11 protein-coding genes are annotated in these 15,975 nt (G+C 70.3%); 7 read left to right on the forward strand and 4 right to left on the reverse strand.

The genetic code is table 11. From position 1 onward, the window contains the following. Positions 1-8: 8 nt before the first annotated feature. The 3 genes from ACFCY7_RS05215 to ACFCY7_RS05225 form a co-directional block, all read right to left on the reverse strand. On the reverse strand, positions 9-1,340 hold the full coding sequence (locus ACFCY7_RS05215) for a hydantoinase/oxoprolinase family protein (protein ID WP_376481463.1): 1,332 nt from the start codon (positions 1,338-1,340) through the stop codon (positions 9-11). Positions 1,341-1,373: 33 nt separating this feature from the next. Then, complete coding sequence (locus ACFCY7_RS05220; protein WP_376481465.1) at positions 1,374-2,723, reverse strand: MFS transporter; 1,350 nt, start codon at positions 2,721-2,723, stop codon at positions 1,374-1,376. Between the two features lie 284 nt (positions 2,724-3,007). Then, on the reverse strand, positions 3,008-3,859 hold the full coding sequence (locus ACFCY7_RS05225; protein ID WP_376481466.1) for a universal stress protein: 852 nt from the start codon (positions 3,857-3,859) through the stop codon (positions 3,008-3,010). A gap of 508 nt (positions 3,860-4,367) precedes the next feature. Between ACFCY7_RS05225 and ACFCY7_RS05230 the strand changes: the two genes are divergently transcribed. The 7 genes from ACFCY7_RS05230 (at position 4,368) to ACFCY7_RS05260 (ending at position 13,973) form a co-directional block, all read left to right on the forward strand. Further along, positions 4,368-5,897, forward strand: coding sequence for a gluconokinase, GntK/IdnK-type (locus ACFCY7_RS05230; protein ID WP_376481468.1), 1,530 nt, complete (start codon positions 4,368-4,370; stop codon positions 5,895-5,897). A 38-nt stretch (positions 5,898-5,935) separates the two neighbouring features. Further along, complete coding sequence (locus tag ACFCY7_RS05235) at positions 5,936-6,853, forward strand: cyclase family protein (protein WP_376481563.1); 918 nt, start codon at positions 5,936-5,938, stop codon at positions 6,851-6,853. A 123-nt stretch (positions 6,854-6,976) separates the two neighbouring features. Further along, a complete protein-coding gene (locus ACFCY7_RS05240; RefSeq protein WP_376481469.1) occupies positions 6,977-8,581 on the forward strand; it encodes a GMC oxidoreductase in 1,605 nt (534 codons plus the stop codon). Positions 8,582-8,743: 162 nt separating this feature from the next. Continuing rightward, the gene (locus tag ACFCY7_RS05245) at positions 8,744-9,583 is read left to right on the forward strand and encodes an SDR family oxidoreductase (protein ID WP_376481471.1); all 840 of its coding nucleotides are present in this window, start codon (positions 8,744-8,746) and stop codon (positions 9,581-9,583) included. A gap of 33 nt (positions 9,584-9,616) precedes the next feature. Beyond that, the gene (locus ACFCY7_RS05250) at positions 9,617-11,098 is read left to right on the forward strand and encodes a cytochrome ubiquinol oxidase subunit I (RefSeq protein WP_376481472.1); all 1,482 of its coding nucleotides are present in this window, start codon (positions 9,617-9,619) and stop codon (positions 11,096-11,098) included. Further along, positions 11,095-12,153 (forward strand): cytochrome d ubiquinol oxidase subunit II, encoded by a 1,059-nt coding sequence (locus tag ACFCY7_RS05255; protein ID WP_376481474.1) that lies wholly within the window; start codon positions 11,095-11,097, stop codon positions 12,151-12,153. The genes ACFCY7_RS05250 and ACFCY7_RS05255 overlap by 4 nt, the downstream gene beginning before the upstream one ends. Before the next feature lie 44 nt (positions 12,154-12,197). Further along, positions 12,198-13,973, forward strand: a complete 1,776-nt coding sequence (locus ACFCY7_RS05260; RefSeq protein WP_376481475.1) for a cation:proton antiporter — start codon at positions 12,198-12,200, stop codon at positions 13,971-13,973. A gap of 24 nt (positions 13,974-13,997) precedes the next feature. On the opposite strand, the gene ACFCY7_RS05265 is transcribed toward ACFCY7_RS05260, so the two are convergent. Continuing rightward, positions 13,998-15,878, reverse strand: coding sequence for a glycoside hydrolase family 15 protein (locus ACFCY7_RS05265; protein ID WP_376481565.1), 1,881 nt, complete (start codon positions 15,876-15,878; stop codon positions 13,998-14,000). Positions 15,879-15,975 lie beyond the last annotated feature (97 nt).

Raw genomic sequence — 15,975 nt, forward strand, 5'->3', positions numbered from 1 at the left:
GCTACGGGTCATGACGGGATTCCCGAGGGGGATCCGACGGCGCGGACGCGGAGGCGGTGAACGCCCTCGGGCAGGTAGGACACGGGGGTGTGGGCGGCGAACGCGACGCGGGCGGTCGCCGGGGCGGCACCGGCGGCGACGACCCGGGCCAGGGCCTGGTCACGGGCGAGCCCGAGCAGCCGGTCGAGTTCGGCACGGCCCCCGGCGACGGCGACCTGGTCGACTTCGGCGACGATGTCCGAGCGGGCGGCTCCGTAGGCCGCGGCGGCGATCGGGGCCGCCGGATCCTGGGCGCGGACGGGCACGAGACCGCAGTCGCCGCCCGCCGCGAGGAGCACGCCGCCGGGCGCCCGTCGCCGGACCCTGGCCACCAGGTCGGCGACCTGCTCGGAGCCGGTCCGGTCCAGGTCGGCGCGGGGCAACACGTCGGTGCGGATCCGGGCCAGGTCCAGGTCGACGCCGCCGAGCCCGGGGCCGACGTCGGAGCTTTCCACTTCGCCGTCGGTGACGCTCGCGCACCGGAATTCCGCGGCCCCGGCGTCGACGACCACGGCGCGGTCCGCCCCGGCCGCGAGCGCGGCACCCCGCACGGCGCTCGCCGTGGTGGAGGCGACGGCGAGGACCGGATAGCGGCGGAAGTACGCGGCGGAAACCAGTCCGCCGGTGTTGCGGGCCAGGTGCAGCGGCGCCCGGAGACCGCCGACGCGCAGCGCGCGTTCGGCCGTGTCGCTCACGCGTGCCGCCCACGGCCGCAGGGCGGCGTTGAGGACGGCGGTGTTCTCGCGTTCCCGCAGCCCCGACCGCCCGAGCTCGTGCGACAAGGTGATGTCCGCCCCTGGCACGGCTTCGGCGATGACCTCGGCGGCGGCGAGCTCCGGGTCGGGGCGGGTCAGCGCGCCGGCCGCCGCGACCGAGAAGGCGGTGACACCGTCGTCGGCGGCCCGCCGCGCGAAGTCCGCGACCGCTGCCCGGTCGAGCGGAGCCAGTCGCCGCCCGGTGAGCGCGGATCCGCCCGCGACGACCGCGTGGAGCGTCCCTACCTCGCGGGCGGCCTGCGCGGGCCAGCCCGCGAGCGGCCCGAGGGACGGATGGCTGGGCGGGGCGATCCGCAGCGCGGCCACCGGTCGCAGGCGCGACGGACGACGCTCGAAGTCCGTGGTGAGGCCGACGGCGTCCACCTCACCGCTACTCCGATCCCCGGGCAGCGCGGCGAGCACCGCCCGCAGACACTCACCGAGGCCGGGAACGCTGTCCACCACCGCGCGCGCCACCGTCTGACCGCCCGGGTCGACCAGCACGGCGACGGTGGTGACGCGTCCCACGTCCACTCCCAGTTTCACCCGCCCGATCCTGTCACCATTTGCCCCTGTACGTCACTCCAGATCACGGCCCTCGGTCTCCGGCAGCGGCACGGCCACGACCAGCGCCACCACCAGGAACGCGGTGATGAACAGCACGGTGGAGGAGAACCCGGTGGCACGCGCCAGCAGGTACCCGACCGCTGACGGTGCGACCGAGGTGGAGATCAGCTGAGCCGCGGTGGCCCAGGAGTAGCCGGTGGCGCGCAGCGCGGTCGGGTAGAACTCGCCGTTCCAGGTGTTCCAGACCCCCCACGCGCCGAGGCTGAAGAACGACAGGGCGAAGTTGGCGACGTACAGCTGGGTGAGGCTGCCGGAGTAGGCGAACAGCACGCCGCTGACCGCGGCGGCCGCCACGTAGGGCAGGAAGACCTTCTTGCGGCCGAAGCGCCCGGTCAGGTACGAGGCCGAGATGTAGCCCGGGATCATGAAGAGGGCGCTCAGCGCCACGAAGCCGAGGCTGCTGGACATGCTCAGCCCCTTCTCCATGAGCAGCGTGGGAAGCCAGGTCTGCAGGCCCCAGTAGCCCCAGTTGAACGCGAAGTTCACGATCAGCATGAGCACGGTGATCCGGAGCAGCCGACCGCGCAGCAGGGCGAGGGGGTTACCGGCCCGCTCGGGCTCGACCACGGCGAAGCGCGTGCCCTCGGGGACCTCGGCGCCGAGCTTCAGGAGCACGGCACGAGCTTCGGCGTGCCGACCGCGGGCCGCCAGCCAGTACGGCGACTCGGGTACCCACGCCCGGATCGCGAACACCCACAGGGCAGCCAGCGCGCTGGCCACGGCCACGACGTGCCAGCCCATCCCGGACAGCGCCTGGGTCACCCCCACGGCGGCGAGCACGCCGATGGGCCAGCCGATCGACAGGTAGACCGCGGCCCTGCCGCGCAGCCTGACCGGGAGCAGCTCGAGGAAGTAGGGGAAGGTGACGGTGTAGATGCCGGCCAGGGCCATCCCCGAGATCACCCGGGTGACCATCAACGTGGTGAAGTTCGGTGAGAAGGCACTGGCCAGCGCCACGAACCCGTACGAGCCGAGGCTCCACAAGCACACGGCCCGGCGGCCTATCCGGTCGGCGACCGGCCCCCAGACGAGCGCACCGGGGATCATGCCGAGGGCCACGGCCGACAGAACCCACCCGATCCGTCCGGCGTCGAGGGCGAAGGCGTCGCCCAGGTCGGCGGAGACGTAGACGAGGGCGAGCTGCTCCCACGATTCGATGACGAAGGCCATGAACAGCGCGAGGGCGATCAGCACGTGGGCCCTCCCGAACGGCATGCGTTCGAAGTAGGCGCCCACGGGCTGCGGACCGTCGGCCCCGTCCGGGACTCCGGCGGTTCCGGACTGTACTGAGACTGCGCTCATCGGCTGCCCTCCTGGCATTGGTACCGAGACGCACACCATCGGGTTCGGTGTGAATGCGAGGCACCATAAACAGGCCACCACGGCCGGAACCATGCCCGGAGCACAGCCTTCTCGGTGGTGAGTGTGCGCAGCGCACAGATATCCGTCTGCCACCGATCTGCTGTCCACCCGTCCTCTGCGTCCGCAGCCGCAGAGACAGCAGTGACCTGCCGGGACCGTCCGGCGGCGAACCGATCCGCGCCTACGAACGCGCTCGCCCCGGCGCCGATGCCGGGGCGTGCTCGTCAGGTGTGCGGGACGACTGCGACAGGGCAGGAGGCGTGGTGGATGACGGCGTGGGTGATCGATCCGATGTGAGCGCCCCTCGCTGCCCTGCGTCGACCGACGACCACGAGGCGCGCATCCGACGCGGCCTCGATGAGATGCTCGGCCGCCCGTCCCGGAGCGGACACCTCCGCCACCTCCGTCGACGGAAACCTGTCCCGGTACGGTCGAATCGCGCCGGCGAGCGCTGCCGCCATCTCGTCCTTCGCGGCTGCGCTGGGGTGGTGAACGAAGGATTCATGCCAGGTGTGCACGATTTCCAGCGGGACGCGGTGCCGCCCGGCGAAATCGAACGCGAAGTGCAGGAGCTCGTCCTTGACTTCGTTCACATCCAGTCCGAGGACCACCTTCCGGCGACTGTTCCCTTCGGATGCACCCGAGCTGTCCTTCTCGTATCCGGGGCGAACGAGCACCACGGGACGCTCTGCTGCCGCGACGACCTCCTGCCCTACCGAACCGACGACGAACCCGCGGACGCTCCCCAGCCCATGAGAGCCGACGACGAGCAGATCCGCCTCGGCAGCGGCGGCGAGCAGCACGCTGACGGGCGCGTCCTCGACCTCGTCAGCGGTCATGGCAAGGCCCGGCTGCCGGGACCCGACACGCCGCTCGGTCTCAGCCAGCACGCCCTCCGCCGCGCCGGCACGGTCCTCGTGCGACACCTTCATCGCCCCCAGCTGATGCTCCGCCCACCGTGTGGCGTACACCAGTCGCAGGCCGTCGCCGCGCAGCGCCGCCTCGTCGGCGGCCCAGTCCACCGCAGCCACGCTTCCTTCAGAGCCGTCCACTCCCACAGTGACAGGTCGGGACACGCTGCTCTCCTCGCCTCGGGCCGTCGTCGGCAGGCCCTCGCAGGGGCGCCGATGGGCATCCTGCTGCGAGGACACCTGATCAAGAAGCTACCGAGTCGCTGAAACATATGCCGCGCGCAGCGTTCGGCGGCGCTGACGAAGTACCCCATCCGGCGGACCGCGCTGCATCCGGGTCCTGACTCCGGCCAGGTCCATGGCGTGGCGCAGGCGTCGGTGCAGCGTACGCGGTGACCGGTGTCCCTCGGCAAAGGTCACCAGGGCTCTCGGCCGACGTGCGCCGCATGGCGCCGGGGGTCAGATTGGAGGTGTACGACCCACCGGAGGCGACGCCTCGGCGGCCAGGCCGGACGAGCGGAGGAGCCTGTCCATGACGACCCACGCGACTGCGCCCGGTCGGCGAGCGGAAGCGCACAGCGGCGGATGGATGGTGTGCGCCGCCGCCGTCATGACCTTCAGCTCACGCGTCGCGCCCCGGCCGGTGCGGGCCTGAGGTCCGGGACCCGTACCCGTGGCGGACGGAACAGCGACAGAGGAGCTGCCGCGACTCGTGCTCGTCGTCGGCGTCGCCGGGTCGGGCAAGACGACGGTGGGGCGCCTCCTCGCCGAGCGCCTCGGCTGGGTGTTCCGGGACGGGGACGAGTTCCACTCAGAGGCCGACCGCGCCAGGATGGCCGCCGGTCATCCCCTCACGGACAGCGACCGGGGACCGTGGCTCGAAGCCATCCGGGAGTGGATGGGCGAGGCGATCACCACCCGTCGCCAGGCCGTCGTGACCTGCTCCGCGCTCAAGCGTGCGTACCGGGACACCCTGCTGGCAGGGCGCCCGGAAGTTCTGCTGGTGTACCTGCACGGCTCGCGCGAGCTGCTGGGCTCGCGGTTGGCTTCTCGGCACGGCCACTTCTTCCCGGCGGGCCTGTTGGAGAGCCAGCTCGCGGAACTCCAGGAGCCGACGCCCGACGAGCACCCGTTGGTGGTGGAGGTCGACCAGCCTCCCGAGGCCGTCGTCACAGCGGTTCTCTCGCTGATGCGCCGGGAGTCCGCTTCCGGGAGACGGCCTGCCGGGTCGGACACGGAGCAACCCGTCCGCGCCGTCGCGCGCAACGGGCCTTCCGAGCCCGCCGACCCCACGGGCGAGTCATGGCGGTTGGTTCGCGGAGCACAGAGTGCGGTTGTCGTCCAGCTGGGCGGCGCCCTGCGCGACTACGTCGTGCACGGCCGACCTCTGCTCGACGGGTTCTCCGCAGGGTCCGCCATCACGGGCGGACGAGGACAACTGCTCATCCCTTGGCCGAACCGCGTGGGCGGCGGGCGCTACGACTTCGGCGGCAGGAGCCTGCAACTCCCCCTGACGGAGGTCGAGAGGAACAACGCGATCCACGGACTGCTCCGTTGGACCCTGTGGAAACCGGTCGCCCGCACCGATGACGCGGTGATGCTCGGCACGACGCTCTGTCCTCAGCCCGGGTATCCGTTCCTCCTGGAGGTCCGTGTCGAGTACCGGCTTGGTCCGGAAGGGCTCAGGACCACCGTCCACGCCACCAACACCGGTACGGAGCCCGCCCCTTACGGGGTGGGCCAGCACCCCTATCTCACCATCGGCACCGACCTCGTCGACAGCGCCCTGCTGACCGTTCCCGCCCGGTATCTGCTGCGTACCGACGAACGGGGTCTGCCGATCGGCAGGGAGTCCGTCGACGGCACCCCGTACGACTTCCGCACCGCCCGCCCCCTCGGCGGTCTGCGCCTGGACACCGCCTTCACCGGACTCGACCGCGCCCCCGACGGCCGGGCCGTCGTGCGACTGGCACATCCCTCGGGGCTGCGGGGTGTCGATCTGTGGCTCGGCGAAGGCGCCCGGTACGTACAGGTGTACACGGGCGACACACTGGCGGAACCCGAGAGGCGTAGGCGTGGCGTCGCCGTGGAGGCCATGTCCTGTCCCCCGGACGCCTTTCGCAGCGGCACGGATCTCACCGTGCTCGAGCCGGGCGCCACGCATGTGCTCCGGTGGGGCCTCAGCCCCTGGGGGCCGCCATGACCCCGACCGCACAGCCCGTGGCCGTGCCCGATCCCGGTATGCCCGCGCACGAGTTCCGGGCGCTCTACGAGCGGCTGCGGCGCGAGTCCGCGCAGTCGACGGGTGACGGTCGGCGTGGCGCACTCTGCCGTGTGACGCCCGAGCGGGTGGTGGCGGCCGTCGCGGAAGTCCGCCTCGGACGTACGGTGTCGCTGGCCGCTCCGATCGAGACCGTGCCGGGCCCCGACGACCCCGAGCCCGCGGTGCACCGGATGACCGGGCCTGCTCCGGACGACCTCGACGCGGAGGGACTGCACTTCGCCACCGACCGTTTCGCCATGAACGTGCACGGGGACGCGGACAGCCATCTCGACGCGCTCTGCCACGTGGTGCTCGACGGGGAGCTGTACGGCGGGGTGCCCGCGAGCAGCGTGACGCCCGAGGGTGCCCGTGCGCTCTCCGTGGGCCTGGCCGCGGACGGCATCGTCGGCCGGGGCGTCCTGCTGGACATCCCGCGGCTGCGTGGCGTGCCCTGGCTGGAACCGGGCGATCAGGTGACGTCGGACGATCTGTCGGCCGCCGAGGCCGCGCAAGGGGTTCGCGTCGGACCGGGAGACCTGCTGTTCGTACGGGTGGGGCATCGCCTCCGTCGTACGGAACTCGGACCGTGGAACGCGGCGACGGCTCGGGCAGGCCTCCACCCGAACGCCCTGGGGTTCCTGGCCGAGCGGAAGGTCGCCGTCCTGGGCGGAGACGGCAACAACGACACCGCGCCCAGCGCGGTGCAGGGCATCTCCTTCCCCGTGCATGTCCTGGCCATCCATGCCATGGGCATCCATCTGATGGACTACCTGCAGTTCGAGGACCTGGTCCCGGTCTGCGCGCAGGCGGGGCGATGGAGTTTCCTGTGCGCGGTCGCCCCCCTGCGGCTGCCCGGAGCCACCGGCTCGCCGGTGAACCCGATCGCTGTGCTGTGACCGACGGGGCCGGGCGGCGACCGCCACTCCGGTCGCCGTTCAGGGGGAGGGCGGATACGTTCGAACGGGTGGGACGCTCGGCCCCGCACGGCGGGAAAACGGACCCGACGCCAGTTCCGGGCCATGATCGCAAGGACGGTGGTCGCCGTGGGTGACGCCCCTCACTACGACGTCATCATCATCGGTACCGGCGCCGGCGGCGGCACCCTCGCCCATCGGCTCGCACCGTCGGGCAAACGCGTACTGCTCGTCGAACGCGGCGGCTATCTGCCGCGCGAGCGGGACAACTGGGACTCGACGGCCGTGTTCGTCAAGGGCAAGTACCGGGCACCGGAGTTCTGGCTGGACAAGCACGGCAGCGAGTTCCCGCCCGAGGTCAACTACTACGTCGGCGGAAACACCAAGTTCTACGGCGCCGCCCTCTTCCGACTGCGGCCCGAGGACTTCGGCGAGCTCCGTCATCACGGCGGCCTCTCTCCCGCCTGGCCGATCCGGTACGAGGATCTGGAGCCGTACTACACGCAGGCCGAGCACCTCTACCTCGTGCACGGACGGCACGGCGAGGATCCGACCGAGGGCGCGGCGAGCGCCCAGTACGCCCATCCGCCCGTGGAGCACGAGCCGCGCATCCAGCAGTTGAGCGACGACCTCGAGAAGCGTGGTCTGCACCCCTTCCACCTGCCGATCGGTGTCAATCTCAGCCAGGAGGACGGGGGCCGGGCCACCCACTCCAGTGTCTGCATCCGGTGCAACCGGGTGGACGGCTTTCCGTGCCTGGTTCGCGGCAAGTCGGACGCCGAGGTCATCTGTGTGGAGCCCGCTCTGCGGCATCCCAACGTCGAGATGGTGACGAATACGCAGGTGGTCCGCTTGGAGACCGATGCGAGTGGACGCACCGTCAGCGCGGTCGTCGGCCGGCTGCCCGACGGCTCGGAGGTCCGGTTCACGGCGGACGTGGTCGTCGTCTCCTGCGGGGCGGTCAACTCCGCCGCGCTGCTCCTGGCCTCGGCGAACGAGCACCATCCCAACGGATTGGCGAACAGCTCCGACGTGGTCGGCCGCTTCTACATGCGCCACAACAACCTGGCCCTGATGGCGGTGTCGAAGGAGCCCAACGACACCCAGTTCCAGAAGACCCTCGCCCTGCACGACTGGTACCTCGGGGCGGACGACTGGGACTACCCGCTCGGTGGCATCCAGATGCTGGGCAAGTCGGACGCCGAGCAGATCCACGGCGAGGCGCCGCGGTGGGCCGGTGCGGTCACACCGGACATGCCGTTCGAGGTGCTGGCACATCACGCCGTCGACTTCTGGCTGTGCGGCGAGGACCTGCCACTCGCCGACAACCGGGTCACCCTCGACGGTGACGCCCGCATCCACCTCGCTCTCGACGAGAAGAACAACGTCGAAGGCCTGAAGCGGCTGCGCCACAAGCTGCAGGGCATGCTCGGCCACCTGGGCATGCACGAGCACCACCTGCTGTCCCACAGCATCTATCTGCACAAGGGCATGCCGATCGGTGCGACGGCGCACCAGGCGGGCACCGTACGCTTCGGCACCGACCCCGCCGCCTCCGCGCTGGACGTCACCTGCAAGGCCCACGACCTCGACAACCTGTACGTCGTCGACACGAGCTTCTTCCCGAGCATCGGCGCGGTCAACCCGTCATTGACGGCCATCGCCAATGCCCTCCGGGTCGGAGACCACCTCTTGGCTCGGCTGGGCTGAGACCAGGGGCCGTAGGGCCGATCGGACGAAGTAAGTCGGCCTACCGGCCCAACAGCGGTTCTCCCCCCATGCCGCCCGCCGATGTCGGTGATTGCGTGACCTCGATGCCCGCCCGGCAGCGACCGGGCGGGGCGCAGTCATGCAGCGAGGAGGCAGGGCAACATGGGTTCCACCGTGGAGACACCGCAGGGTGTGATCCCCGCACGTCTGCTGCAGGGCCAGAAGGCACTGGTCACCGGGGCCAACTCGGGCATCGGCAAGGCCACGGCCATCGGTCTGGGCCGAGCCGGCGCCGACGTGGTCGTGAACTACGTGGCCGACCGTGACGCGGCCGAGGAAGTGGTCAGGGAGATCGCCTCGTTCGGCGTGCGCGCGGCGGCCTACGAGGCCGACGTGTCCCAGGAGGACCAGGTCACGGCCATGATGGACCGGATGGTCGAGGAGTTCGGGACCATCGACGTCCTGGTGGCCAACGCGGGACTGCAGCGCGACGCCCGGCTCACCGACATGACGCTCGCCCAGTGGCAGAAGGTCATCGACGTCAATCTCACCGGTCAGTTCCTGTGCGCCCGGGAGGCCGCCAAGGAATTCCGGCGCCGCGGCGTGGTCCCCGAGGTGTCCCGCGCCGCCGGGAAGATCATCTGCATGAGTTCGGTGCACCAGATCATCCCGTGGGCGGGCCACGTCAACTACGCGTCCTCCAAGGGCGGTGTGCAGATGATGATGCAGACCCTGGCCCAGGAGCTCGCGCCGGAGAAGATCCGGGTGAACGCGGTCGCCCCGGGGGCGATCAAGACGCCGATCAACCGCGCCGCCTGGGAGACGGCCGAGGCCCGGGAGGACCTGCTGAGGCTGATCCCGTACGACCGGATCGGCGACCCCGAGGACATCGCCAACGCCGTGGTCGCCCTCTCCTCCGACCTCATGGACTACGTGGTGGGAGCCACCCTCTACGTCGACGGCGGAATGACCCTCTTCCCGGGCTTCGCCACCGGCGGCTGACCCTCCCGGACGTCACGAACAGCAAAGGCGAGCATGTCCACCTCGTTCCACCTGCTGGCGGATGCCCCGGCCCAACTTCTACCGGCCCGGGAACTCATGGCCTTCACCCTGGCGTCCCACATCATCCTGGTACCCCTGGGCGTGGCCTTCCCCTTCATCACCCTGGTCATGCACTACCGCGGGCTGCGCCGCAAGGACGCCACGGCGCTGCTCCTGGCGCGGCGCTGGTCGGCCGTCATGGCGGTGCAGTTCGCGCTCGGCATCGTCACCGGCACCGTGCTGTCCTTCGAGTTCGGCCTGCTCTGGCCCGGCATGATGGGGAGGTGGGGTGATGTCTTCGGCATCGGATTCGGCGTGGAGGCCTGGGCGTTCTTCCTGGAGGCCGTACTCATCGCGATCTATCTGTACGGATGGCGGCGGCTGAAGCCCCGGACGCACTTCCTGCTCGGGCTGCCGCTCCCGGCAGCCGCGCTGCTCGGGGCGTTCGGCATCCTGGCCGCCAACTCCTGGATGAACACGCCGCAGGGCTTCTCCCTCGACTCCGAGGGAAACCCGGTCGACGTCGACGTCTGGAAGGCGATCTTCACGCCGATGTTCGGGCCGCAGTACTGGCACTTCGTCGTGGCGATGATCCTCACCGCGGGCTTCGTGGTGTCCGGTGTCTACGCCGTGGGCTGGCTGCGCGGCCGCCGGGACCACTACCACCGGCTCGGTTTCGCCGTTCCGTTCACGATCGCCGCGGTGGCCACTCCGGTGCAGTTCGTCCTGGGCGACTCCATCGCCCGGTCGGTGTTCCACAAGCAGCCGGTGAAGTTCGCCGCGATGGAGATCGTCTGGAAGACCGACACCCGGGTACCGGAGTACCTCTTCGGGCGCCTACAGGAGGACGGGAGCGTCAAGGGCGGCATCAAGATCCCGTTGCTCGACTCGTTCCTGGCCGGATTCAGCGCGGACACGAAGGTGGTGGGGCTGACCTCCGTCCCGGCGGACCAGCGCCCCACGGCCACACAGGCGACCATCGCCCATTGGGCCTTCGACCTCATGGTCCTGATCGGGTCCGTACTGGTGCTGCTCGCCCTCTGGTACGGCCTGGTCTGGCTGCGGTACCGACGGCTTCCCGCGTCGAAGTGGTTCTACCGCTCCGCGGCCTGTGCGGGCGTCGCCTCCGTCGTGGCCGTCGAGTCGGGTTGGATCGCCACCGAGGTGGGACGCCAGCCCTGGATCGTCTACCAGAACATGCGTGTCGCCGAGGCCGTGACCTTCACCCGCTCCACGACCCTGTGGATCATGCTCGGTGTGGTGATGCTGGTGTACGTGCTCCTGTTCGGATCGTTCCTCGTCATCCTGCTCAAGATGCGCACCCGCTGGCGGCTCGCCGACGAGCAGCGGGCAGCAGGAGGGCCGCCGACTGACGCGCCGGAGGCGGACACTCCCTACGGGCCACGGGCACCCGTCCCCGCGGGTGACGCCCCCGCCGCGTCCGGCGACGCCGGGGCCGAAGGCGACCACCGATGACCGCCGACCTCATCGCCGTGGTGCTGCTCCTCGCCGTGGCCGCGTACGCCTCAGCGGGCGGCACCGACTACGGGGCCGGCTTCTGGGATCTCACGGCAGGGGGCACCGAGCGCGGAAGACGCCCCCGATGGCTCATCGACCACGCCATGGCTCCCGTGTGGGAGGTCAACAACGTCTGGCTGATCTTCGTTCTCGTCATCATGTGGACGGGATTCCCCACTCTGTTCCAGACCGTGTTCTCGGCGATGTGGCTCCCGCTGGCACTGGCTGCCGTGGGCATGGTCCTGCGCGGCGCCGGCTTCGCGTTCCGCAAGCCCTCCCGGCGGCTCGCCGGCCGACGGCTGTACGGTGCCGTGTTCGCCGTGGCCTCGGTCGTCACGCCGTTCTTCCTCGGCGCAGCCGTCGGCGGCGTCGCGTCAGGGCGGGTGGCACCCGGTACCGAAGCCTCGGTGGACGCTTGGGCCAATCCCACGTCTCTGATGTTCGGTCTGATCGCCATCGCGGCGACGGCCTTCGTCGGCGCGGTCTTCCTCACGGGGGACGCCCGCCGCTTCGACGCGACCGATCTGGTCGGCTATTTCAGGTGGCGGGCCCTGAGCAGCCTCGCCGTCCTCACCGTCCTGGCCGTGATCACCGGGTTCGTCACCCATGAGGACTCCCCCTACGTGTGGCACGGACTCACCCACGGTCTCGGGCTGTTCTTCGTGGTCCTGGCCGGAGTGGCCGCCCTCGCGACAGCCTGGCTGCTCCGGCGGACGCCCGGCGCGTGGATGCGCGTCACGGCGGTCGGGGTCGTCGCCTCCGCCGTCGTCGCCTGGGGCATGGCCCAGCGCCCGTACCTCCTCCCCACCTCGCTGACCGTGGCCGACGCCGCGGGCGCGCCCGCCACACTGGCGTGGCTGGCGATCGTCACCCTGGTGGCCCTCGTGCTCGTCGTGCCGGCCGTCGTCCTCCTCTACTGGCTGGACACCCGCGGAGAGCTGGAAGAACTCACCGACGCCGAGCTGCGCGGAGGAAGCGGCACGGACGGCGAGAACACGGCACCGGGCGGCTGACCGCCCACCCTCCTCGCGCCTGAAATCCGACGAAGGAAGCCGCTGTGACCGACGACGAGATCCTTCTCGGGCTCGCCCTGACGGTGGTGCTCGCCACCGGCTCGCAGATCCTCGCGAGCAAGGTGCGCCTCCCGGCCCTCATCATCCTGCTGCCGGTCGGGTTCGCCGCCGGCGCGATCACCGATGTCATCCATCCGGACAGGTTGATGGGGTCGGCGTTCGACGCCCTGGTGTCGCTCTCCGTGGCGGTGATCCTCTACGACGCCGGCCAGGGGCTCGACCTGCGCAAGCTCACCGGCCACACCCGGGGGACCGTGGGACGGCTGCTCCTGTACGGCGTGCTGCTGACGTTCCTCGTCATCGCGGCCATCGCACCGGCGATGTTCGGCATGCCTCTGCGCGTGGCCGCGATGCTCGGCGTCATCCTCGTCGTCTCCGGCCCCACCGTCGTGGGTCCCCTGCTCGACTTCGTGCGGCCGACCGACAAGGTGCGACGCATCCTGATCTGGGAAGGGACGCTGACCGACCCGATCGGCGGCATTCTCGGCGCGCTCACCTTCCACGCCATCGCCACGACGCACCAGGTCGACATCGGCCGGGGGTACCAGCTGGGCCAGTTCGGCATCAGCATGGCCGTGGGGCTGGTCGGCGGGTTCGTGGGAACCGCGCTGCTGTGGTTCACCCTGCGGACCCTTCGGCTCGGCGAGATCCTCGGTACGCTGGCGCAACTCGCCACCGTGATCGCCGTGTCCGCAGGCTGCGACATCGTGCGGGACGACACGGGGCTCATCGCCGCCATCTTCACGGGCCTGGCCGTCGCCAACATCCGCGGCTTCGACATGCCGGCTCGGCGTCCCTTCTTCGAGACCCTTGTACAACTGATCATCGGGCTGCTCTTCGTCTCGATCTCCTCCACCGTCACTCCGGCATCCCTGGTACCGGTGCTCCTTCCCGCGCTCGCCCTCATCGCGATCCTCGTCCTGGTGGTGCGACCGCTCGTGGCCTTCGCCGCGACGACGCACTCGGGCCTGGGACGCCAGGAGCGGGCCTTCATCGGATGGATGGACCCACGCGGCATCGTCGCGGCCGCCACGGCGTCGACGTTCTCCGCCAGCCTGGTCCAGCGAGGGGAGAGCGGGGCCGCGAAGATCCTTCCCGTCACGTTCCTGGTGATCGTGGGAACCGTCCTGCTCTACTCGCTGACGGCCGCACCCATGGCCAGGCGCCTGGGCGTCGTCAAACCAGCGGGCACGCGCATCCTCCTCGTGGGCGGGGAGGCGTGGGTGGTCGACCTGGGAAGAGCCCTGCGGTCCGCCGGACTCGACGTGTTGATGTGGGCGGGGCTCGACGAGGAACGGGAACGGATCAAGGAGGCGGGGCTCGACCTGGCCAAGGGCGATCTGCTGGCCACGGCCATCAACCCCGGGGCGCGGCTCGAGGGAGTGACGGCCGTGTTCCTGGCCACCGACGACGACGACTTCAACGCGCTCGCCTCCGTCGTGATGCAGGACAACGTCGAGGGGCCCGTGTACCGGGTCGGCCCCCCACACGACAGCCATGGAGTGGTGGCTCCCTACACCGGCGGCGACATCCTCTTCGGCCGTTCCCTCGTCCGCCGTGTCCTGGCGGAGCGGTACGAGCAGGGCGCCCGGTTCGTGGTGCAGCCGGCCTCCACCCCGCTGTCGTCGGAGCAGGACGCTCTTTTCGTGGTGCGGGCCGACCAGCGGCTTGACCCGGTCACCGAGAGGCAGGAGACCGTCCTCCACGAGGGCGACACGGTCGTTCTCCTCGGTTCGGTCCCGACGACCGGAGAGCAGTGAACCCCGCGAGCCCGCCGCGTGCGACTACCTCCCGCCCCCGCGTACTTCCTTGAGCTTCGCGTCCAGGGTGATGGCCGCGTCGATCAGGGCCAGGTGCGTGAAGGCCTGGGGGAAGTTGCCCAGCTGTTGCCCCGTCAGGGCGATCTCCTCGGAGTACAGGCCCAGGTGGTTGGCGTAGGTGAGCATCTTCTCCAGCACCAACCGGGCCGTGTCGGTGTGTCCGGCCCGCGCCAGGGCGTCGACGTACATGAACGTGCAGAGGGAAAAAGTGCCCTCGGAGCCGCGCAGTCCGTCGGGTGACGCCTCGGGGTTGTAGCGGTAGACCAGGCTGTCGCTGACCAGCTCACGGTCCATCGCCTCAAGGGTGGTCTTCCATTTCGGATCGTCCGGCGTGATGAAGCCGACCGTCGGCATGCGCAGCAACGACGAGTCCAGTACGTCGTCGCCGTAATGCTGCACGAAGGCCTGCTTCCCCGGGTCCCATCCTCGGCTGAGGACCTGCGCGTAGATCTCGTCGCGCGCGTCCACCCAGCGGCCGCCGGCCGCGGGACGACCGTCGTCGTAGGCGATCCGCAGGGCACGGTCGAAGGCGACCCAGGACATCACGCGGCCGTAGGTGAAGTCCTTCCGGCCTCCCCGGGTCTCCCACAGCCCTTCTCCGGGCTGGTCCCAGTGGTCGACCAGCCAGTCGAGCAGCGTGTGCAGCGCGGTCCAGCCCCCGGTGTCGAGATGCATGCCGTGCTGGTGCGCGAAGTAGATGCTGTCGAGCGCCTCGCCGTAGATGTCCAGTTGCAGCTGGCTCGCGGCTCCGTTGCCGATGCGGACCGGCGCGGAACCGCGGTACCCCTCCCAATGGTCCAGGGTCTCCTCGACCAGATCGGAGGTGCCGTCGACGCGGTACATGATGTTCAGCGGTCCGGTGCCGTTCCCCTCGCCGGCCTTCTCCTTGACCCGGTCGTGCAACCAGCCGATGAACGCGGAAGCCTCTTCCTTGAAACCCAGTCCCAGCAACGCGTACACCGAGAACGACGCGTCACGGATCCAGGTGAACCGGTAGTCCCAGTTGCGCTCTCCGCCCAGTTGCTCCGGCAGACCCGTCGTCGGCGCGGCGACCAGGGCACCCGTCGGTGCGTAGGTCATGAGCTTCAGCGCCACGGCGGAACGTTCCACCGCCTCCCGCCACCGACCCGAGTAGGTGGACTGACCGAGCCACGAACGCCAGAAGCCGACCGTCCCGTCGAAGAGCTGGTCGAACTCCGCCGAGCGGACCTCGTGCGGCGGCCCGGCGGGGGACGACTCCACGACGATGCCGCGCTGCTGCCCCGCCTGCAGGGTCAGACTGAAGCGGAGGTCCTTGCCACCCGAGAGGCTGGTCAGCAGCCGGTCGTCCTGCGGCTCACGGACGACGTGGACCGCGAGGTCCAGGTCCTCCGAGGTGAACAGGGCTCCGTGCTCCGTGATGTGCAGCTCGTGGGGCTTGCGCCCGTAGTCGAAGCGCGGAGCGATCTCCCCTTCCAAAGTCATGCTGCCCCGCACGCAGCGCAGCATGCGGACCAGACGGTGCCGGTCGGTCGCCGTCGTACCGGTCACCGGCATGAAGTCGACCACCTCGCCCGCTCCGGCCTCGGTCATGAAACGCGTCACCAGAACGGCGGTGTCCGGATGGTAGAGCTGCTTGGTGGTGTAGGCATCCGCGGCCGGCCTGACGGTGAAATGGCCGCCCTTCCGCCGGTCGAGCAGAGCACCGAAGACGCTGGGCGAATCGAAACGCGGACAGCAGAACCAGTCGATCGTCGCATCGGTTGTCACCAGGGCCGCGGTCTGCAGATCACCGATCAGGCCGTGGTTCTCGATCAGGGGGTATTCATCCATCTTGAGCCCCTTTCGGCGCCGACGGACAACGATCGGGCACCATTGCGCGGCGCCCTGAGTGGTCCGGGCACCACTCGGCCAGCTTAGGCCGACGGTGTCGTCCCGGCCTGGTGAGCCGGTCGCACCGGCG

The organism is Streptomyces sp. NPDC056361 (genome assembly GCF_042262805.1).
Classification (GTDB): Bacteria; Actinomycetota; Actinomycetes; order Streptomycetales; family Streptomycetaceae; genus Streptomyces.

Coding starts and splice junctions, on each gene's coding strand:
- ACFCY7_RS05220 (WP_376481465.1), bottom strand. CDS start 2,723: ATGAGCGCAGTCTCAGTACAGTCCGGAACCGCCGGAGTCCCGGACGGG.
- ACFCY7_RS05235 (WP_376481563.1), top strand. CDS start 5,936: ATGCCCGCGCACGAGTTCCGGGCGCTCTACGAGCGGCTGCGGCGCGAG.
- ACFCY7_RS05240 (WP_376481469.1), top strand. CDS start 6,977: ATGATCGCAAGGACGGTGGTCGCCGTGGGTGACGCCCCTCACTACGAC.
- ACFCY7_RS05245 (WP_376481471.1), top strand. CDS start 8,744: ATGGGTTCCACCGTGGAGACACCGCAGGGTGTGATCCCCGCACGTCTG.
- ACFCY7_RS05250 (WP_376481472.1), top strand. CDS start 9,617: ATGTCCACCTCGTTCCACCTGCTGGCGGATGCCCCGGCCCAACTTCTA.
- ACFCY7_RS05255 (WP_376481474.1), top strand. CDS start 11,095: ATGACCGCCGACCTCATCGCCGTGGTGCTGCTCCTCGCCGTGGCCGCG.